We start from the raw sequence: 18,812 nt of genomic DNA, 5'->3' as shown, positions 1-18,812 counted from the left end.
TCCTGCGGAATTTCCAACTTGGTGTGTACTTGCAAAGTTAGGTGCTAACCCACGCAACTACTCATAGCCGAGACCGTTACCCAACATTTTCAAAAAGCAATTTTGAGGAAATTAACATTTTGGACATATAGCGAAAAAGAGATTGATGATTTAATAGAACCTATCTCTAAATTATTCAATTCCAACGATTTTATTCGTGATTACGAAAACGTATGGGAATGGATTGTGGGAACTAGTTCTGAGTTTAAATCTAAAATCAATATTAGCAGAGAACATGATTGGGAAAAGGGAAAATATACAAAGCCATTAATTTTCACTTTTGACTACAAAGGGTTCAATAAAAGTAAAACGGTTAATACTATTGGAAACATTTTAGCAAAGGAGTTTAACGCTGAAGTAAATTATGGGGAACTACTCATATCCTCCAAAAGAGACTATGAACAAAAGACCAAGCTAACTTTCCGTCCTGATAATTGAGTATCAGGAATTGAATAAGTTTGTATAAATGGACTTCACTCAAACGCAACTGTTGTGTTGATGGACTTACCAATCTTACGGCTAACTCGAACGAAAAAACGTTGGGTAACAATGCCTAAACGTAATGCGGCTTTTGGGCTTAACCGAAAGGTCTGTGTATATTTAGAATGTCGCTAAATCTTATGGATTTAGCTTTGGAACAAAAAAGAAAAAGCAAAACAAAAAGGTTTGGCTAATTGAGTGGCGGAAAGCAAGTGCTAACTTGCTCCCGTACTGTTCATAGCCGAACCGTTAGGCACAAGCTGAAAAAAGCAAATACGAATGAACGATAATGAAATAGCGGAAATTATAGATTTGCAAGTAAGAGCAAAAATTGCAGACCTATCTGAATGGAAGCAAGTGAGATGGGAAGGTGGGCGTCTATATTTTGAAACTACTAAAATCGTCCATGAGCTTAAGGACTATTCTATTGAAAATCAAATTTTATATCTCGAAAAATTACTGAAATCTGAGTTTATAATACAAGACAATTTACCAAGTGAAGCTCCAGACATTACCCTGAATTTTAAGAACTGGTTGGTTAAGACTATTTCACAACTAAAAATTAAATCAATTCAGAATAGCAAAGAACTTAATCATCTAAATTCGACGGAAATACAAATGGATGGCCTAGGTTTCGACCAAATTATCGTCGAGACTTTAAGTACTCGGATTATCGAAATCAATAAAGGAATTAGAGCAGAAACACCGTTGTCAATTATCTTCTTATCAGGCAGTACTTTAGAAGGTATTCTTCTTGGAATGGCAAAAAAATATCCAAAACTATTCAATGAAACAAAATCCTCTCCAAAAGACGAAAATGGAAAGGTCAAAAAACTATCCCAATGGACTTTAAACAACTTGATTAATAGCTCGTTTGAAATCGGGCTGATAAAGGAAGACTTGAAGAAATTCAGCCATGTTTTGAGAGATTTTAGAAACTTTATTCACCCATTTGAACAAATTAATTCTGGACTCAATCCGACTATGGACACAGCAATGTTATGTTGGCAAGTTTTACAAATGGCAATAACGCAAATAAAGGAAAACCGAAGCATACTGGTGGAAAAAGCCTGTGCCTAACAAAACCTATACGTAATACGGACTTTTGGGTTTAAACGGAAAGGTCTGTGTATATTTATGAAGTCGCTAAATCTTTGGGATTTAGATTTGGACAAAAAAAGAAAAAGCAAAACCAAAAGCTTTAGCTTCGTACGTAGACGGAAACGAAAAGTTTCCTTGCCTCCGCACTACGCATAGCTCAACCGTTGTGTTTAATGCTGAAAAAGAAAAAATCTCATTCAAATAAGTGATAATTCGCCCACATAAAGTACTTCTGATAAAGAAAAACTTTTTTGAGTTTTCGTTTAACGATGATGTTGATGATGACGAAGAAACCGTTCCTGATTTTGAGAAGTTCAAATCTCTAAATGCTGCCGAACAGTATTATTTGGCAGACATCTACAATTGGGACGATGGACCAATTGTCCTGCAATGGATAATTGATAGCCCAAAATGCGATAAGGGAACCGCTTGCAAAATTTTCTGGAATGCTGAGCCAGACTACTATTATGATTTTACTGCTGGCTTGTTATGGGTTCAGTAGAAATAGCATCCGCTTGTATTGGAACTCCTCTCTATGGTCTTTCAACCGTTGTTCTTAATCAAGTTCTTGATGCACCAAAATTAAAAGATTTACCAAAAACAATCGAAGAGATAAAGGAAACTGAAAGAGAAAAAGAGAAAATAAAAAAATCACCTATTGGTCTAATGTTTAACTATAGGAAATAAATTACTATGCACAACAAAAGTAATTGTTGCACAAGCCTTGAATCCCAGAAAAAATGAAACGATTTAAGCACCTCTAAGGGGCTTTTTCTTTTTGAACCTAGGTCTGAACTTGCAAATATCCAGTTCTTGTCGACCTTCTAAATAGGTGTTGATGGATACTTCTTGCCAAGCTTGCAAAAGCTAGCTGGCCTGCCCCGCTTTTCGAACGTTTTCGTTCGAATTTCAGATACTTCCTCAGATTGTAGGCGATGGCCGAGAGTTGCATCACCTTGTTGGCCTGTTCGATCCCGATGGTGTTTATCTTGCGTAGCCCCATGAACTGGGTCAATGTACCGAACACGGGCTCGACCGTGCTCTGGCGCTTGCCCTTCATGTACCTCCCCTGTGGGCTGTTCACCCGTTCATTGTTGCGTTCGTATTCATCCCTGTAATAAGTGACGCTGAACTGTTTCTCGTTTACCTTGCCCAGACATGAAGGCCGTAACGGGCAGCCCTTGCAGATCTTGCTCGATGCACGATAGGACTTCTTCCTGGTCTTGGTACGGCTATCCAAAAAGACCTTCTTGAACGGGATCACCTTGCCTTGGGGACACAGGTAATGGTCGTGTTCCTTTACATAGAACATATCCGATGGGCCGCCCTTGTACGTGCCATGGGGCGGTATAAAACTTTTGAGGCCTTGTCTCTCTAAAAAAGCATAGTTCTCCCCGCTACTATAGCCCGTATCGGCAACACAGTTCTCCCAGACTAAACCTTGTTTCCATAATCGGCCCTGAAGTCGTTTCACGATATCCTGTAACTGTTGGTTGTCCTTACCATCGGCATGGTAGGCCCTGATATCGGTGATCACATGGTGTGCCGTGTCGACGCTCAGTTGGCTCAGGTAGTTCAGCTTTCTCGCCTTACCGGGTTTTACACTTATTCTAGCATCTGGGTCCGTGGGACTATAATGCGTCTTGTTGCTCGTGTATTTGCTCCCCTTGTTCCCTGCGCCCGGGCGATGGTCCTGGTCCTTGGCCCATTTCCTGTTCCTGCCCTTGATGGCTTTAAGTTCTTTCTCGTTAGCCGTTATGCGGCGCTGGCCTTCATCGGACTTGTCCCCTTTGCTTTGTCGGTGGGGAACTTCTTTATCCATTGAACTTAGCGCACGTACTTTCCGTAAATGTTCTTCCAGTTCTTCAACGGGTACTTTGAGCGCTAAAGTATCCATACTCGCATTGGCCTTGACAGGAGCCGAATCTATCGCCTGGGTATGACCGGAAACCATTCCTTTTTCTACACAAAGGCCAAGGACCCTTGTAAAGACCTGTTCGAATACCGACTCTGGAAACAGTTGCCGCGTTCTACTTATCGTGCTGTGCCAAGGTAGTTCTTCGTCTATATCATACCCTATGAAAAACAGAATATCAAGTCGCATAGAACAATGCGCGATAAGTTTGCGGTCGCTGATTAAGTTCTCTAAATAGCCCACCAAACAAAGCTTGAAGACCTTGCGCTGAGCGCAGCCGAAGCGACACCACGGGGTCGATGCTCTTTTGACCGCTATCGCCATAATAATCCTTGGTAAGTTTATACAGAAAATGCAGATTGAGAACCTCTCTTAAACGACGGTAGAAATTCGTCTTAGGTACACGATCACTTAATTGAAAATTACTGAAAAGCTTCTCTTGATAATCTTTTTTGCCCTGCATAACTAAAGTTAAGCATATTCCCTATTTTTAACAAAGGACTTGTGCAACAGGCACAACGTGTATAATTCATTGCTAAGCTGGTTAAGCAAAAGAAAAATCCTACTTTTAATAAAAATCAGAATTAGCAGAAAATAACGCACGTTCCTTTCCGCAACGAAATCATACACTAGACCGTTGTAGCCAATTTGACCAAACAATCGAAAAGTGGAATTTATTGAAAAAATAAAACTGTCGAAAACCGATAAAGAAGAGATTCTAAAACTTTGGAACAACGAATATCCAGAAAAACTGAATTATCGAACGCTTTCGGAATTTGAAAACTATCTCGAAAATTTGGCTGAACAATCGCACATTCTAATGAAAGGCGAAAATCAAAGTATTAAAGGCTGGTATTTTGACTTTATTCGTGAAAAAGAAAAGTGGTTTGCCATAATTTTAGATTCAAAGTTTCACGGAAAAGGACTCGGAACAAAAATTCTGAATCTTGCGAAAGAAAAAGAATCGGAATTAAACGGTTGGGTAATTGACCATAATAGAGATAAAAAGAAAAATGGCGAAGCTTATATTTCCCCTTTGGATTTTTATCTGAAAAACGGATTTGAACAACTGACTGAAAACCGATTAGAAATGGAAAAAATATCCGCAGTACAAATAAAATGGAAAAAGTAAAAACTGGCTACAACATTGGTAATTGTTGCACAAGCCTTGAATCCCAGAAAAAATGAAACGATTTAAGCACCTCTAAGGGGCTTTTTCTTTTTGAACCTAGGTCTGAACTTGCAAATATCCAGTTCTTGTCGACCTTCTAAATAGGTGTTGATGGATATGAAGGGCAATCGATTTCTATCAAGCAATTTTGGACATTACCATCGAAAAAATGGAGTTTCCGGAAATGCAAATGGGCATACTCCCTTATGAGGGACAAATGGTTACGGGCGTTATTATAAAAGCGGAAGGCTATAAACCCTCGGCTAATGGAGTGACCATTTACCTAAACGGTGGAGCAAACCTTCAAACGATCCTTGATAAAGTAGAAAAAAACGGCGGAGAAATACAGGTACCCAAATCACTTCACGCAGACGAAAGCGGATATTATGCAATATTTATTGACTCCGAAGGGAATAAAATTGGTCTGCATTCCCCAAATTAAACGCTGGAAAAGGAGGTGCACATTACTACGCTCATAGGTAATAAGTCCTCTAGCACTTACTAAGGGCCGTTATTAAATATTTCAAATCTTTTGGATTTACCCATGCGATTTCTATTCTCCCTACTCCATTCATGACGACGGCATAGAAAAAGAATTTGACCTGGACCATTTCCTCCTTTCTAAACCGCTTTTTCCGGGCAAAACATACCGTATCGCCAAGCAGCCATCCGTTCAATGGTAGCAATATCCTATAAAGTGAAACCGATCGCTTATTTTTAGTCTTTTTCCCTAGTACCTTTGAAATGGTAGTAATGGAGAATCTGCAAAGACCCCGGTCAGCGGCTATACGAAAAAAGAGCATGTTTAAAAATCCAGATGAGCACAAAAAAACGCTACTAACGAGAATCATTATTGCTTTTTCGGCACTTACGATCATCCTATGTATCGTCTTTATATCTCTTCTCGGCGCCGCGGATATTGACGATGAAATAAATCAGAACGGTAAAGCGCTGTTTGGGGGATTTACGGTATACCAAAACACGATATACGTTGTGGTTCCCGGTGATGGATATTTTCCCGTTCCGCAAGCGGATATAAAAAGTTTCCAACCCATTAGCCATGCATATGATGATCGACATATGGCCATTGACGATAAAAACGTGTACTGTGGCAATAGCATTATACCACAGCTAGATCCTAAAAAGGTAGCACCTATCGGAAACAACTACTACTCGGATGGAACAACAACCTGTTATTGCGATAAAGCGGTCCAACGAAACAAGGACCTGACCGTGCGTAAGGGATTACGAAATCAAATTAGCCATTATCTGTTCGGTAACGACAAACCCCAAAAGCCTCAAATGTATCGGTATGGCCTAAAAGTATTGCCAAAGAGTGATACACCCTATATTACCATGCTAAAAAACAGATCTATTACCTGTAATGGAAAACAGGTATTTTACAAGGGGGAAGTAATGCCTAATGCGAATAAAGATAGTTTAGCTGCAATACCCTTGTATAACCACACCGACACCACGCAAAGTTTTGTCTATTTTAGGGATGGCAAACATGTGTATCATCAAAATAAACTGTTACCCATAACCGACAACAAAGCGTTGTATGGCATTAACGTAAATCCTCGGGAAAATGGGACTTATTTGTATGATCCCTTAGATGGAACCGTTTATATCGATAGTATTTCTTTTGATAGAAAAAACGGGCCATATGAGGTAATGAGCAAATTTGGCTCTCATGTCAATCACACACTTTGGTACAGTATGAAGGGAGTTTACTACTATGATACGGTAAAAAAAGAAACACGCCGCGCCGGAGATAATCCTTTTTCAAACAAGAATTTCAAGGAAATTGCTCCACTCGTATTTTCGAACGGCATAGAAACCTTGTATATTGATGCTTTTGAAAGACGGCACAACAATAAAACGGACAAGAGTCTGGACAAGCGATACACGACCATTAATCGTTTAGTGGGTTTGGAAACCCAAGAAACGTGGAGTAAATTAGGGGATGTGTATACTTTTGGGTCGGTATGGAAACATGGTAAACAGTGGTATTATTTTGATGGTTTGGGCGAAAGCCAACTTGTTTTTAATACCATTTATAAAATTGATAATGAAGAAACGGTTAAAACATTATTGAATAGGGATGGTATTGGCAGCAGTAGAACGATCAGGCAGCTCATAAGGGAAGAAAAACTGACCGAACCCAAATACAAGGAACTACTAAAGGCAACAACGAAATATGATGTTTGATTCAAAATACATAAGATGGTTTTACGATACAGATGAAGTTGCCCGTTGCTAAAACAGGATATATGCGTTTAAATCAACCTTGTATGGCACCCAAAAAATCGAACTCGGGGAGAGCTCACAAAAGCGATGATTGATAACGACTATTTAAAAATTGTTTCGGTTTTTGAAAAAAACGAAAAATCCTTCAACGCAAGGAAAGAAAAAATGAATAGTACTTCATTTTCAAAAATAAACTGGAGCGATTCCTATTTAGACTTTACCCCTTACTATTCAATAACAAACCAGCTAGGAAAAACCACCATATTCGAGACGGAAAAGTTGGATTCCATTAAAAATCATTTTTTCGACAATACGTTGATTTATAGCTATAAAAATGCAAATGAAAATTGGGGAAGCGTTTTTATCGATTATCTAACCAACAGTAAAATGTGGTTTTTGTTTGTAGAAAATGATAGCGACGAAATGATGTTGCAACAAGTACGGGTCGTTTGTTTCGAAGACGATAAAATCACAAAACAACTATTCTATTTATTGGATAAGGATGCAGAAGAGGAAACTTTTATGAAAGACATATTCAATTATAATGAAGAAAGTGAACTACAATCTATAAACAGGAACGGTTTTTATGAAATGAAATCCACTATTTTACCTGAAACAAAATTTGCTTTTGAATACGACAACGATAACATGAAAGTTTATGCTTCGCAAGAAGTAACAGGCACTATCAAAAAACACCTAATTTACGATGGAAAACGATTGGGGCGATAACATGATAATCTGTTACAAAGAATTATCCGAAACGCCGATAGGTTCAAAGATGCGCGTTAAAAAAGAAAGGATACCATTTTTTGTACGACCTTAATACCTGATGTTTGATCATAAACTGATTTATTGGTATTTTAGGAATAGGTGTTTCTATTCCATTTTGTAGGGATTGGCATCGTTTCGCACTATGAACTTATAACAATAGAACCCCATGAAAAACGGTATCATAATCTTATTCTTATCAATGGGCGTTGGCGTGTTTTCCCAAAGCCCGTGGACGCAGGAGAAAAACAAATTTTACACCCAACTTTCATTCAACACTATCCCGAACTACAGTACCGTTTTTGGAAGTCCTGATTATGATGTTCCCGGGGAAATTTCAGATCAAACCATTCAATTGTATGGCGAATATGGATTTTCAGATCAAACCAGTATCGTCATAAATGCTCCTTTAAAGCTAATTTCGTTCAATGATTTTAGTACCACGGCGCTTGGTAATATTGCCGTAGGGGTAAAACAGCGATTTTATCAAAAGGATTGGATACTTTCCGGACAGTTCAATGTTGAAGCAAATACCAGCGTTTACGATTCCGATTCTGGAATCAGAACAGGTTATGATGCCTTTACGTTTACACCACTTTTTTTAATGGGAAGGAGCTTTGGAAAAACCTATGTACAAAGCTTTATCGGTGCCGATTTGAGAACCAATGACTACAGTTCAAATGTTAAAATTGGAGGGGAAATCGGGCATAAAATCACAAAACGGATTTGGTTGATCGGTTTTATCGATGTTGTAAAATCCTTGGAGAACGGAAACATTGTATTGCCATTGGAAAATACGGCCACGGGCCTCTACGTAAACGACCAGGAATATGGTGCCTTTGGCTTTAAGGGAATTGTGGAAATCACGGAGAAATTCGGCGCTACGGTTGGTTTTGGTGGAGCCTTTTTTGGAAATAATGTGCCAAAGCAGGCTTCCTTGAACATTGGCATTTACACTACCTTTTAGCGTTCCGCAACACCAAACAGGTACCGATCCGCTGCACGCTGACCCTAACAACTCCACCCGTTTTCTTGGGATAGAACCGTTGGAACAAAATGGTAAAATCCAACGCGACGGCAGCTGCTTAAAACCCGGCCCTAATTCTTTTGTTTCAAGTGCCGTTTCGGTAGTTTGGCACCCGTTTCAAAAACCTTGGTCAACAAAGTTGATTCCCCGTTACAGCCACCAATGCACAGCGCGCTACGGCAATGCTTAGCAGTTCAAAAAGACATCAGGGGAACTTGTTAAAAAACAGAAGACTGGAATGCCTCTACTATGATGCGCAAATAGCTACCAACGGAAAATTTCCTAATTTTAACTTACTATGGGTCGCATGCAAAAAAATGCAAAGAGTTCCCCTACCCCATGATATCAATTATGGTGAGCACTTAAAAAAACGAGAAAATGGACAAAGCGTTAAAAACAATGATCGATAACATGCCCGAAAAAACCGGGAAGTCATTGGAGGAATGGAAAACCATTTTAAGGGCAATGTCATTTTCCAAACATTCGGAGGGAGTACGGTATTTAAAAACGGAACATCACGTAACCCATGGTTTTGCCAATACTATTGTCAGCTTATCCAAAGAAGAGAACACAGATACCGAAGATTTGGTAAAAAGCCAATACGAAGGGAAAGCGCATTTGATACCAATTTATGATGCGTTATTGGAGTTTGTCCTCTCGTTAGGGCCCGATGTTAAGGTTACCCCCAAAAAAGGAAGTGTCAGTATCATCCGAAAATGGCAATTTGTTCTCATTAAACCCGCGACCAAAACAAGAATAGATCTAGGGTTAAAGTTAAAGGACACGCCTACCAGCGAAAGGCTGGAAAATTCAGGACCATTTGGAACCATGTGTACCCATCGGGTAAAATTGTCCGATGTGTCGGAGGTCGATGCACAACTTAAAGCCTGGATTGCCGAAGCATATGAAAAATCGGTATAAGTAAAGCAACAGCTTCCGAGATACGCCTGACCAATGCTTCGTTCTTACGCTTTTGCAACATCCTGAATACGGCTATAACTTCACCATGTAACACCGATACGCCGCCCATTACCCATGTATCTCTTCCAAGGTCTTTCCTTTTGTTTCCGTAAAACGCCGCTTGGTGTACGCGAAAAGAACCAAACAGAATAGACCAAAAAGAACAAAAATGAGTCCTTTTGCACTACCCTCAAAAAATTCGAGTAGGATAGGGAATGTAAACGTTACCACAAAGTTTCCGATCCATAGAAAAAAGGTAGCGACACCTATGGCCCTACTCCGGATCTCATTGGGTAGAATTTCACTGATCAACACCCAAGTGACCGGACCGGCCGACAACGAAAAAAAAGCAATAAAACATAAGATCAACAACAAAACAATTATCGGGGCCAAGTTGGCCATACTGAACACGAATCCCAAAAGCATAAGGGAAGTCGCCATTCCCATAGCACCAAAGAGCATCAACTTTTTTCTTCCTACCCGATCGATCAAAGACATGGCCAAAATGGTAAAAACCGACATGGTTATACCAACACTAATGGTCTGAAAAATGGCACTGGATTTTCCTAGCCCGATCTGCTCAAAAATATTTGGGGTATAGTACATCACCACGTTCACTCCCGTAACCTGTTGCAGTACGGCAAAAATAATGGCCATCGCGACCATTCCCCTGTATTTAGGGGTCCAAAGTTTTTGAAACGCTTGCACGTTCGTTTGTCCGTCCCCGGTTTTGGATGAGGCCTTTAAATCGGCAAGGATTCCTTTTTGAACGGGTACTATCTTTTCTGGTCCATATATTTTCGCCAAAACAGCATTGGCTTCTTCCATTCTTTGCTTGGAGTAAAGCCACCTCGGACTTTCGGGAACCAAAAACAACAGCGCGATAAACAAAAATGCGGGAACGGTCTCAATGCCCAACATCCATCTCCAACTGATCGTTTCCGGAAGGCCCGTAAAATAGTAGTTGGAAAAAAACGATATGGTAATGCCCAACACAATGGTCAATTGGTTCAACGATACCATTCTTCCGCGAATGGCGGCCGGACTCACCTCAGCGATGTACAAGGGGGAGAGCATGGAAGCGGCACCTACCCCGACACCTCCCACGATTCGATATAGGATAAAAGCGGTAACCGAAGTGGACAATGCGCTACCAAGGGCCGATATAAAAAAAAGAATACCCGTGACCAACAACATTTTTTTTCGCCCCCAGGAACCGGTCAATGGACCGAACAATACCCCACCCAAAGCACAACCGATCAACATACTGCTGACCACGAAACCGAATTGCACTTCATCCAGTTCAAAATAGGACTGAATATATAAATTGGCACCGGAAATGACCGCAGTATCAAAACCGAACAAGAAACCACCAAGGGCGGTTATCAAACTAACTTTAAGGACATAAGTGTGTTGCATTGAAATAATCTGAGGTTGGTATTTTGAAAATCAAATATAAAAAATTAAATTCGTACCAGTTCATACCAGTTGAATTTTGACCATTGTACAGAAAATAGTTTCCGATTTAGAGAAAGCGATCCAAAAAGGAAGTCTTTCGCAGGGCGATGCATTACCGTCTCTGGCAACATTACAAAACAACTATTCCGTTTCTAGGGATACCGGCATACGGGTCTACAAAAATTTAAAGGCCAGGGGAATTGCGGTACCGGTCCACGGGAAAGGCTATTTTCTACAAAACCGGAGCATTACCACCAAAATCAATCTGTTTCTTTTACTGGATTCCCTTTCCTCTTATAAAGATACGTTGGTGAAAAACGTATCGGAGGCAGTATCGGAAAAGGGAAAATATAGGATATACTTTCACCACCACAATGAAGAACTTTTTTACAGGTTGATCGAGGAGGCCAAAGGGAACTACACGCACTATGCCATAAGTCCGTACCCTGATTCGTCTTTAGTGCAAAAGGCACTGCAACTGTTGCCGAACAAAAAGGTAACGCTCCTCGATCGACGCGATGGCATCCCGGGCACCTTTAATTTTATAGGACAGGATTTTAAAAAAGATGTTTACGATGGATTGGTAAAACTCTCCCATAGAATACGATACTATTCTAAATTTATTTTTGTTTTTAGGAACCCCTCCCATCACCCCCAAGAATTAAAGATCGGGTTTCAAAAATTCTGTATTCAAACGGCCATCGATTACGAAATTGTATCGAAGGTCGCGCAAAAAAGCATACGGCCCGGAACCGCCTTTTTGGTCATTGACGACGAAGACCTGGCCGACGTGGTGACCACCACTACCCAAATGGACCACGAGCTGGGAAAAGACATCGGACTGGTCAGTTATAACGAAACTATTCTAAAGGAAATCGTAGGTAATGGAATTACCACCATATCGACAGATTTTGCTCAAATGGGAAAACTATTGGTTTCCAAACTGGGCAGTTCCAAACCCTATAACATCCACAACGGTTCCATGGTAAAAGAACGAAAATCGATCTAAATTGAACGTCTATGAAAAATTTCGAAATTCTCGATGGTATCACCGAAGCCAATATTACATTTTATAAAAAAAACGGGTTTCTAGTAGCTCCAAAATTAGTCTCGGAAACCCTTATCGAACAATTGCGGCAGGAAGCGACGCATATCGTTACCGGAAAGCGTGGCGATATCGAAGGGCTGCAAAACCATAGCGATAAAGACACGACGAAGACTATTTTAAAAAAATACGTCGCCATCCATTTTCCGCATAAAATTTCAGAATTCATCAAGTCCGTTGCAAAAGCTTCAAAAGTGGCCGACATCCTTCAGTATTTGATCGGAACGAACGTAAAATGCCTTCAGACCATGTTGTTCATAAAAGCTCCGGGCAAAAAGGGTCAAGCTTGGCATCAAGACGAATTTTTTATTCCTACTAGGGACCGTTCATTAACCGGGGTATGGCTTGCTATCGATGATGCCGATGTCAATAACGGCTGCCTTTGGGTAATTCCCGGATCACACAATGACGGTATCATTAGGAAAAGGGTCCCTAACAGCGATTCCAACTTTGCCGACACCGAAGTAGCCGATCTTACCCCTTACACAGAAAAGGACTTTGTTGCGGTTCCGGTAAAAAAGGGTGGGGTAATTTTCTTTAACGGGTACTTGCTCCATATGTCCCTAAAGAATAAAACTACGGACCGTTTCCGGCGCGCCCTCGTATCGCACTACTCTAGTGCCGAGAGCATGTTGCCCTGGGATATGGATGGGCGCGTGGCCGCAACAAATGATTTTCGCGATATTTTTATAGTGGCCGGAACCGACCCCTATGGATACAAGGGCACCGAAAACCTTGCAAAACCCTTCGTGCGTCCCGATACCGTTGACTTTGGCACTGAAGCATTTAGAAAAAGTCTGGATTACAAAACACCAAAGGCCTAGCAGCACACCACCACCAGTTATATAAGAAAGATTAGTTATTCGATGGCATTCTCCTGCTACTAAAGCAAAAGGTTCCCAACGCGATGGTATCGTATTTTTCATACCATCCAAAAAACTGTTATTTTTAAATCTTGACAACCACTGCAAGTCTCGTAAGCTGCCGTTTGCGGGCCGTGCAATACCGGTAATATTCAACCTATGCCAAGAGCCTTATTGTTTTTTGTTTTATTCTTTGGGCTTATCGCCTGCAAATCAACGGCACCGACCGTCGATTACCTTGGGCAGCAGCTCCCCGATTCGGTTCCCGTGGTGTTTGCCCCCGATATCGTCTCCAAAAAAGGAAGACTGGAACACGGCATTTCCGTTGCCCCGGACACTCGTGAGTTGGCATTTGGGGTATTGAACGAAAATGATTTTAAAGGCGAGATATGGTCGGCCCAAAAGCATGCTACAGGTTGGGACGAACCGAGCGTTTTTGAGCCCCTAAAGGGAACCAGCGCTTACCTGCCCCATTTTTCACCCGACGGAAAATCCCTTTTGTTCGCAAAAAGCAAACATGACACGCTAACCTATCTTACCGATATTTGGATCCTCCGGAAGAATAAGGGAAATTGGACCGGTCCCGAAAAACTAAACGACCCGATCAGTACATCCTCCAGGGAAGCAATGGCGGGCATGACATTGGAACGCAGCGTATACTTTTCTTCCAACAGCAAGGGAAACGGATTGGCCGACCTCTATTTTTCACCTTTTCAAAACGGTAGCTACCAACCAGCGATACCAATAGTCGCCGTCAACACCGAACAAGACGAGGAAAGTATTTTTATATCCCCGAACGCTAACTATATGATCTTTAGCAGCTACCTGTCCGATGAAAGCGGTCCGGACCTATTGATCAGCTACAAAAATTCCCAAGGAAACTGGACGATACCGAAAGTACTGGACCAAGGTATAAATACCGCTAATTGGGAACGTAGGCCCTTTGTTTCTATCGACCATCGATTGTTGTTCTTTACCCGAATGATTTTCAATTCGTCCGGCCTAGAAGAATCGGACATTTATTGGGTGAACACTCAAAAACTATTTAAGCCGTTTGTTTTTAATCCCATTCCCGAAACGGTCGTTCCTTTGGGTAAAACAGTGATAATTCAACTTCCATTGGATTATTTTAAAGATATTGATGACCGCGGACCATTAAAAATCGATCATGTAGGTCCTTTACTGGATTGGGTCAAATTTGATAGCAAAAAAATGACCTTTACCTTGGCGCCGGACAAAACCGGTACGTTCGAATTGGCCTTACAAGCAGAAGATTCATTTTCGAACACCACCGTCGCCACGGTAACCGTTGTTGTTAGTGACCCATAGTCCCGCTCATGACGTATTTATCCGTACCGCTAGGGTTTTCGGATAATCCCTATTGAATATCTTTTCATGCGGTAAGAAAGGTTTTGGTGCATACGCCCATATCCTAAAAATGCATGAAAGAATCCAATTTGGTCCGTACCTTTAAAGACAGATTCGGTCGTCCAGAAGGTGACATACCTAAAGGATGCAAATCAAGGCACAATACAGGAATATGTTTGAAGAGATATTAACACATGTAGAAGAGCTAATTACGCTTAACACATCGGAAAAAGAACGTTTTACCGCCGTTCTTATAAAAAAGAAATTACGAAAAAAACAGTTTCTTATACAGCAAGGAGATCCTGTCACCCACGAATACTTTGTTGCCAACGGGGGATTGAAAGCGTATGAAGTCGATGAAAACGGAGATGAGCATATCGTGCAATTTGCTATAGAAAACTGGTGGATCAGTGATTTTAAAGCCTTTTTTGAAGGAGGTAAAGCCACCCTAAATATTGACGCCATAGAAGATTCGGTTGTCTATGGAATATCGAAACAAGACCTTGAAGCGCTGTTTTTGGCCATTCCAAAATTCGACCGTTTTTTCAGGATCAAGCTTACCGCTGCCTTTGTCGCCCTTCAAAACAGGGTGCTTTCCGCTATGGACAAGTCGAGTGGTGAGCGGTATCAGGATTTTCTAAAAGCGTATCCCAATCTGGAGCAAAGGGTTCCCAATTATATGATCGCCAATTATTTAGGAATAAAACCGGAAAGCCTTTCCCGAATTAGGAAAAACTTGGTAAAAGCCTCTTCTTAACTTAGGTCAATTTTTTTTCATAACATAGGTCAACGGATCAAGCTAGCTATTGATCGCATCTTTGCCATGTAATTAATCTTAAAACATGCAACAGATGAAAAATTTGAACGTACTTATCGCAACTACTTCCCATGACCAATTGGGCAACACTGGTCAAAAAACCGGAGTCTGGCTTGAAGAAATAGCGGCCCCCTATTATCGGTACATCGCATCGGGAGCCACCGTAACGATCGCTTCCGTGAAAGGCGGAGCCATCCCATTAGATCCCAAAAGCGAATTGGAAGAATGGCAGACGGAATCCACCAAAAAGTTCGCAACAGACGAAAGTGCTTTATCGGCAATAAACAACACATTAAAAATATCCCAAATGGAGGCTTCCAAGTTCGACATCCTATTCTTTCCTGGCGGACATGGACCAATGTGGGACTTGGGCGACAACCAAGATGTTGCTCGATTGATCAACGCATTTGACAAGGAAGAAAAGCCTATCGGTCTGGTTTGTCATGGCGTTGCCGCCCTCAAAGGAGTCGAAAAAACGGATGGAAGCGCGTTTGTGAAGGGCAAACGTCTGACGTCTTTCACCAATACCGAGGAAGAGGCAGTTGGTTTAACGACCGTTGTACCATTTTTATTGGAGGATGCCCTGGTATCGGAAGGTGCACTTTTCACCAAATCGGAAGATTGGTCCGACTATATTGTAACGGACGGTAACTTGGTAACTGGGCAAAACCCACAATCCTCTGTTTCCGCAGCACAGCAAACGCTTGAATTGGCCCCCGCAAAATGAGTTCAATAAGATAAAACCATAAAAACAACATCGGATGAAAACAATAGCTGAAAAAAAAGAAATCGCCGCGAGCTTCTTCCGAGCCTATAGCAATCGGGAAATCGATAAAGCGGTATCCCTGGCCAGCGAAAAGGGTACGTTTCGTTACATTCCCTTGGGAGCAAATGGAAAAGGAAAGATAAAAGGGGAGGAAGGAACGACCTGGTTCGGAATAGCATCGGCGCTTATCGCCGCATTTCCCGACCTATCGAACAAGGTCAAAAACATAACTGTAGACAACGAAGGGAATGCCATCGTTCAGGTATTTATTGGCGGTACCCAAGAAAATGAAATTTTGGGAATCCCAAGTAAAGGAAAGTACTATAACGTGGAACACCTCTTTTTGCTGAACATCAACGATGATGGGTTCATTGAAAAAATAACCTGTTACTGGGACAATTGGGACTGGTTTCAACAAATTGGATATCGCCCGAATTAGCGTACAACGCAGCACAACTACAGAAAAAATGGCGATTGGGGTCGTACTTCCTTTCGCCTTTTTTTACCATACGCTAAAAAAAGGCGCTTCATTATTTGGTATCCACTGCCGACAGTTTCAGGAACGAACCATCCTACCCCACCCTGTTCTTCCTTTTCTACTTCCATAACTGCTATAAATACCGGAATGCTTCCCAATAAAAAGTTGCTATTATCGATCACACATGTTTCTATAATACGGATCTTAATAACGCAGGAATAGCGAACATTGCCTAACTTTACACATAGCAAACAGGGTCAAAGCTCCAATGAAGAAAATAGGATACTTCTGTTCCATAGTACTACTGTGCTCTTGCAAGCCAAACAAGGCCGTACTATCATTGTCGTTCGACGCTCAAACGCCGACGCCACAGGAAAAGGTGTTGCTGAACGATCCACGGATCGATCTGAGCCCCGCTTCGGGTACCATCCCTTCCAATTGCATTCAGGTGAACTATGTCGGAGACGGTTCCGGGAGCAAAAGAATCGTTCATAGCATGGATGTAAAGGAGCCTTTGATGGAGGCCACCTTGCGCTACCGTGTTAAATTTGATACCGGCTTCAAATTTGTACGGGGCGGTAAACTCCATGGCATGGGACCAAAAAACCGGGTTACCGGTGGCCATCCCATACGCCCCGGAGGATGGAGCGCAAGGATTATGTTCAAAGATTCCGGAAAAGTGGCCCCTTACCTCTATCATCAAAAAATGAAGGGAAAATACGGCGAGGGAAGCACCACTGAAAAACCGATGTTCACCCCGGGAATATGGCATCAAGTGGCGTTATACACCAAAGTAAATCGACCGGCAAATAAAGCAAATGGCGTTTTTGAAGTCTGGATAAACAATACCAGGATAAGCAAAACGGATTCCATACAATTTCGGGGAGTGGCCGGCGACAGTACGCTGATCAACCAACTGTTGTTTTCTACCTTTCACGGGGGAAACGATCCCAGTTGGGCCCCTAAGGACGCGTTCGGGTCTTATACGAATGAAAAAGCCTGGTTCGACGACATCGAACTCTACAAAGGAAGGTTTGTAACGTCAAAAAACTGACAGATGATAAAAACGACTATAGTACTCATAGCACTCATCAGCGGGATTTTCATTTCGTGTGGAGAACAGTTGCCCAAGGCACCCGTTAACGGTTTTGTACCCATTGCGGAAGTTCCTGAAATTGAGCTCGAAATTACCAAGGACATCTCCACATCGAAAAGTACTTTTTTGAACACGGTCACGGATAAAAATGCCTCCATTTTACATCATTTGGACGAAACCGGTTTTCACTTTTACAACGGTCTAAAATTCAAAACAGCGGATATGGGCGTATTGGTCGGCGGAACAGGTCTAAGGGCCAGACTTACCAAGGACAAAGGGGAGACGTGGACCCAATTTGGCTTTTCCAACTTTGCGAACGCCTTTCATTCGGCCGCATTTACCGATACCGACCTGTTTATCGTAGGGGAAAGCAAATACATTTTTAGAACTTCGGATTTCGGTGAAACTTGGACCGTATTGAATACGGAACCTTTTTACGAAAAGGCTGCCATTACCCAAATCCATTATTTTAAAATGGCTTTTTTAAGCCCGGACCTTGGTTACATTTCCGGACAGGAAAGTGGCCGTTCCGTCCTTTTAAAAACTACAAATGGTGGAACGGACTGGGAGGTTATCGACACCAAGGCTATCGATGGCGGCATCTTTGCCATAACCGATTTTACCATCCCCTCCAAACAAGAAATCAATATCGTAACCCAATCCGGAAAATGCTATGGCAGTAAAGACCAAGGCAAAACCTGGGACCTTCATTTCGACATCAAAAAGAAATACGGCAGTTTGAATGCCATTGCCTTTCGCAATAGCGCTGCCGGTTATATCGGTGGTCTTGACGGTAGTTTGTTCCGTACCGACGATGGCGGGAAAGAATGGACCGAAATAGCCCTTCCGGACGAAGCTTCAAAAAGTAATGTCAGTGCCATTACCTACGTGAACAATATGGCACTGGTTACAACATCGATTTCCTTTAACGATAAAGAGCGCCCAAGTTTCGTTTATTCCATAAAGGAAAAAGATGGTGTGGCAACACCATTTTTGACCAAAAAGGACAGTACCGTTTTTTTCGTGGGAGACTCCTATGGAATTGACACCTTGGACAACGCGGTGTATATTTTAGATCGAAACAATTTGTACCGTACCCCTATCGGCACGGACGATTAACGGACAAACGGTCGGCACGACCGTCCTTTAA

At 41.7% G+C, this 18,812-nt stretch carries 19 protein-coding genes and 1 pseudogene; 18 read left to right on the top strand and 2 right to left on the bottom strand.

Going from position 1 to position 18,812, the window contains the following annotated elements; genetic code table 11:
• Window positions 1-102 precede the first annotated feature (102 nt).
• The 4 genes from ACRD7P_RS10410 (at window position 103) to ACRD7P_RS10395 (ending at window position 2,307) form a co-directional block, all read left to right on the top strand.
• A complete protein-coding gene (locus tag ACRD7P_RS10410; protein WP_430907502.1) occupies window positions 103-477 on the top strand; it encodes a hypothetical protein in 375 nt (124 codons plus the stop codon).
• A gap of 321 nt (window positions 478-798) precedes the next feature.
• Window positions 799-1,599 (top strand): hypothetical protein, encoded by an 801-nt coding sequence (locus tag ACRD7P_RS10405; protein WP_430907501.1) that lies wholly within the window; start codon window positions 799-801, stop codon window positions 1,597-1,599.
• A 226-nt stretch (window positions 1,600-1,825) separates the two neighbouring features.
• Window positions 1,826-2,122, top strand: a complete 297-nt coding sequence (locus tag ACRD7P_RS10400) for a DUF4274 domain-containing protein (protein WP_430907500.1) — start codon at window positions 1,826-1,828, stop codon at window positions 2,120-2,122.
• Window positions 2,110-2,307, top strand: a complete 198-nt coding sequence (locus tag ACRD7P_RS10395; RefSeq protein ID WP_430907499.1) for a hypothetical protein — start codon at window positions 2,110-2,112, stop codon at window positions 2,305-2,307. The genes ACRD7P_RS10400 and ACRD7P_RS10395 overlap by 13 nt, the downstream gene beginning before the upstream one ends.
• Before the next feature lie 97 nt (window positions 2,308-2,404).
• Here the strand turns inward: ACRD7P_RS10395 and ACRD7P_RS10390 are convergent.
• Window positions 2,405-3,998 (bottom strand): annotated as a pseudogene (locus ACRD7P_RS10390) (IS1182 family transposase).
• A gap of 204 nt (window positions 3,999-4,202) precedes the next feature.
• Between ACRD7P_RS10390 and ACRD7P_RS10385 the strand changes: the two are divergent.
• The 6 genes from ACRD7P_RS10385 to ACRD7P_RS10360 all read left to right on the top strand — a co-directional run bounded on the left by ACRD7P_RS10385 (window position 4,203) and on the right by ACRD7P_RS10360 (window position 9,672).
• The gene (locus tag ACRD7P_RS10385) at window positions 4,203-4,667 is read left to right on the top strand and encodes a GNAT family N-acetyltransferase (protein WP_430907498.1); all 465 of its coding nucleotides are present in this window, start codon (window positions 4,203-4,205) and stop codon (window positions 4,665-4,667) included.
• A 187-nt stretch (window positions 4,668-4,854) separates the two neighbouring features.
• Window positions 4,855-5,148 (top strand): VOC family protein, encoded by a 294-nt coding sequence (locus ACRD7P_RS10380; RefSeq protein ID WP_430907497.1) that lies wholly within the window; start codon window positions 4,855-4,857, stop codon window positions 5,146-5,148.
• 359 nt (window positions 5,149-5,507) lie between these two features.
• Window positions 5,508-6,917, top strand: coding sequence for a DKNYY domain-containing protein (locus ACRD7P_RS10375; RefSeq protein WP_430907496.1), 1,410 nt, complete (start codon window positions 5,508-5,510; stop codon window positions 6,915-6,917).
• A 126-nt stretch (window positions 6,918-7,043) separates the two neighbouring features.
• Window positions 7,044-7,685 (top strand): hypothetical protein, encoded by a 642-nt coding sequence (locus tag ACRD7P_RS10370; protein ID WP_430907495.1) that lies wholly within the window; start codon window positions 7,044-7,046, stop codon window positions 7,683-7,685.
• A 208-nt stretch (window positions 7,686-7,893) separates the two neighbouring features.
• Window positions 7,894-8,691: a hypothetical protein gene (locus ACRD7P_RS10365; RefSeq protein ID WP_430907494.1), complete on the top strand. Its 798-nt coding sequence runs from the start codon at window positions 7,894-7,896 to the stop codon at window positions 8,689-8,691.
• Between the two features lie 438 nt (window positions 8,692-9,129).
• On the top strand, window positions 9,130-9,672 hold the full coding sequence (locus ACRD7P_RS10360) for a DUF5655 domain-containing protein (protein ID WP_430907493.1): 543 nt from the start codon (window positions 9,130-9,132) through the stop codon (window positions 9,670-9,672).
• 108 nt (window positions 9,673-9,780) lie between these two features.
• On the opposite strand, the gene ACRD7P_RS10355 is transcribed toward ACRD7P_RS10360, so the two are convergent.
• Window positions 9,781-11,130 carry a sugar porter family MFS transporter gene (locus tag ACRD7P_RS10355; protein ID WP_430907492.1) on the bottom strand — a complete coding sequence of 450 codons (1,350 nt, stop codon included), beginning with the start codon at window positions 11,128-11,130 and terminating at the stop codon, window positions 9,781-9,783.
• A 76-nt stretch (window positions 11,131-11,206) separates the two neighbouring features.
• Here ACRD7P_RS10355 and ACRD7P_RS10350 point away from each other — a divergent pair, with 76 nt between their 5' ends.
• The 8 genes from ACRD7P_RS10350 (at window position 11,207) to ACRD7P_RS10315 (ending at window position 18,781) form a co-directional block, all read left to right on the top strand.
• Window positions 11,207-12,178, top strand: coding sequence for a GntR family transcriptional regulator (locus tag ACRD7P_RS10350; RefSeq protein ID WP_430907491.1), 972 nt, complete (start codon window positions 11,207-11,209; stop codon window positions 12,176-12,178).
• A gap of 11 nt (window positions 12,179-12,189) precedes the next feature.
• Window positions 12,190-13,098, top strand: coding sequence for a phytanoyl-CoA dioxygenase family protein (locus ACRD7P_RS10345; RefSeq protein ID WP_430907490.1), 909 nt, complete (start codon window positions 12,190-12,192; stop codon window positions 13,096-13,098).
• Window positions 13,099-13,296: 198 nt separating this feature from the next.
• The gene (locus tag ACRD7P_RS10340; RefSeq protein WP_430907489.1) at window positions 13,297-14,466 is read left to right on the top strand and encodes a hypothetical protein; all 1,170 of its coding nucleotides are present in this window, start codon (window positions 13,297-13,299) and stop codon (window positions 14,464-14,466) included.
• A 211-nt stretch (window positions 14,467-14,677) separates the two neighbouring features.
• A complete protein-coding gene (locus ACRD7P_RS10335) occupies window positions 14,678-15,262 on the top strand; it encodes a Crp/Fnr family transcriptional regulator (RefSeq protein WP_430907488.1) in 585 nt (194 codons plus the stop codon).
• 94 nt (window positions 15,263-15,356) lie between these two features.
• Window positions 15,357-16,049 carry a type 1 glutamine amidotransferase domain-containing protein gene (locus ACRD7P_RS10330; protein WP_430907487.1) on the top strand — a complete coding sequence of 231 codons (693 nt, stop codon included), beginning with the start codon at window positions 15,357-15,359 and terminating at the stop codon, window positions 16,047-16,049.
• Between the two features lie 34 nt (window positions 16,050-16,083).
• A complete protein-coding gene (locus ACRD7P_RS10325) occupies window positions 16,084-16,527 on the top strand; it encodes a nuclear transport factor 2 family protein (protein ID WP_430907486.1) in 444 nt (147 codons plus the stop codon).
• 307 nt (window positions 16,528-16,834) lie between these two features.
• A complete protein-coding gene (locus ACRD7P_RS10320; protein WP_430907485.1) occupies window positions 16,835-17,620 on the top strand; it encodes a polysaccharide lyase in 786 nt (261 codons plus the stop codon).
• Window positions 17,621-17,623: 3 nt separating this feature from the next.
• Window positions 17,624-18,781, top strand: coding sequence for a YCF48-related protein (locus ACRD7P_RS10315; protein ID WP_430907484.1), 1,158 nt, complete (start codon window positions 17,624-17,626; stop codon window positions 18,779-18,781).
• Window positions 18,782-18,812: the final 31 nt, after the last annotated feature.

Source organism: Maribacter sp. 2-571 (assembly GCF_050589625.1).
In the GTDB taxonomy this organism is placed as follows: domain Bacteria; phylum Bacteroidota; class Bacteroidia; order Flavobacteriales; family Flavobacteriaceae; genus Pelagihabitans.
Note: the sequence above shows the minus strand (reverse complement) of the source record. Positions and strands in the feature narration are given on the sequence as shown.

Coding starts and splice junctions, on each gene's coding strand:
- ACRD7P_RS10405 (WP_430907501.1), top strand. CDS start 799: ATGAACGATAATGAAATAGCGGAAATTATAGATTTGCAAGTAAGAGCA.
- ACRD7P_RS10395 (WP_430907499.1), top strand. CDS start 2,110: ATGGGTTCAGTAGAAATAGCATCCGCTTGTATTGGAACTCCTCTCTAT.
- ACRD7P_RS10375 (WP_430907496.1), top strand. CDS start 5,508: ATGTTTAAAAATCCAGATGAGCACAAAAAAACGCTACTAACGAGAATC.
- ACRD7P_RS10370 (WP_430907495.1), top strand. CDS start 7,044: ATGATTGATAACGACTATTTAAAAATTGTTTCGGTTTTTGAAAAAAAC.
- ACRD7P_RS10365 (WP_430907494.1), top strand. CDS start 7,894: ATGAAAAACGGTATCATAATCTTATTCTTATCAATGGGCGTTGGCGTG.
- ACRD7P_RS10360 (WP_430907493.1), top strand. CDS start 9,130: ATGGACAAAGCGTTAAAAACAATGATCGATAACATGCCCGAAAAAACC.
- ACRD7P_RS10355 (WP_430907492.1), bottom strand. CDS start 11,130: ATGCAACACACTTATGTCCTTAAAGTTAGTTTGATAACCGCCCTTGGT.
- ACRD7P_RS10345 (WP_430907490.1), top strand. CDS start 12,190: ATGAAAAATTTCGAAATTCTCGATGGTATCACCGAAGCCAATATTACA.
- ACRD7P_RS10340 (WP_430907489.1), top strand. CDS start 13,297: ATGCCAAGAGCCTTATTGTTTTTTGTTTTATTCTTTGGGCTTATCGCC.
- ACRD7P_RS10335 (WP_430907488.1), top strand. CDS start 14,678: ATGTTTGAAGAGATATTAACACATGTAGAAGAGCTAATTACGCTTAAC.
- ACRD7P_RS10330 (WP_430907487.1), top strand. CDS start 15,357: ATGAAAAATTTGAACGTACTTATCGCAACTACTTCCCATGACCAATTG.
- ACRD7P_RS10325 (WP_430907486.1), top strand. CDS start 16,084: ATGAAAACAATAGCTGAAAAAAAAGAAATCGCCGCGAGCTTCTTCCGA.
- ACRD7P_RS10320 (WP_430907485.1), top strand. CDS start 16,835: ATGAAGAAAATAGGATACTTCTGTTCCATAGTACTACTGTGCTCTTGC.
- ACRD7P_RS10315 (WP_430907484.1), top strand. CDS start 17,624: ATGATAAAAACGACTATAGTACTCATAGCACTCATCAGCGGGATTTTC.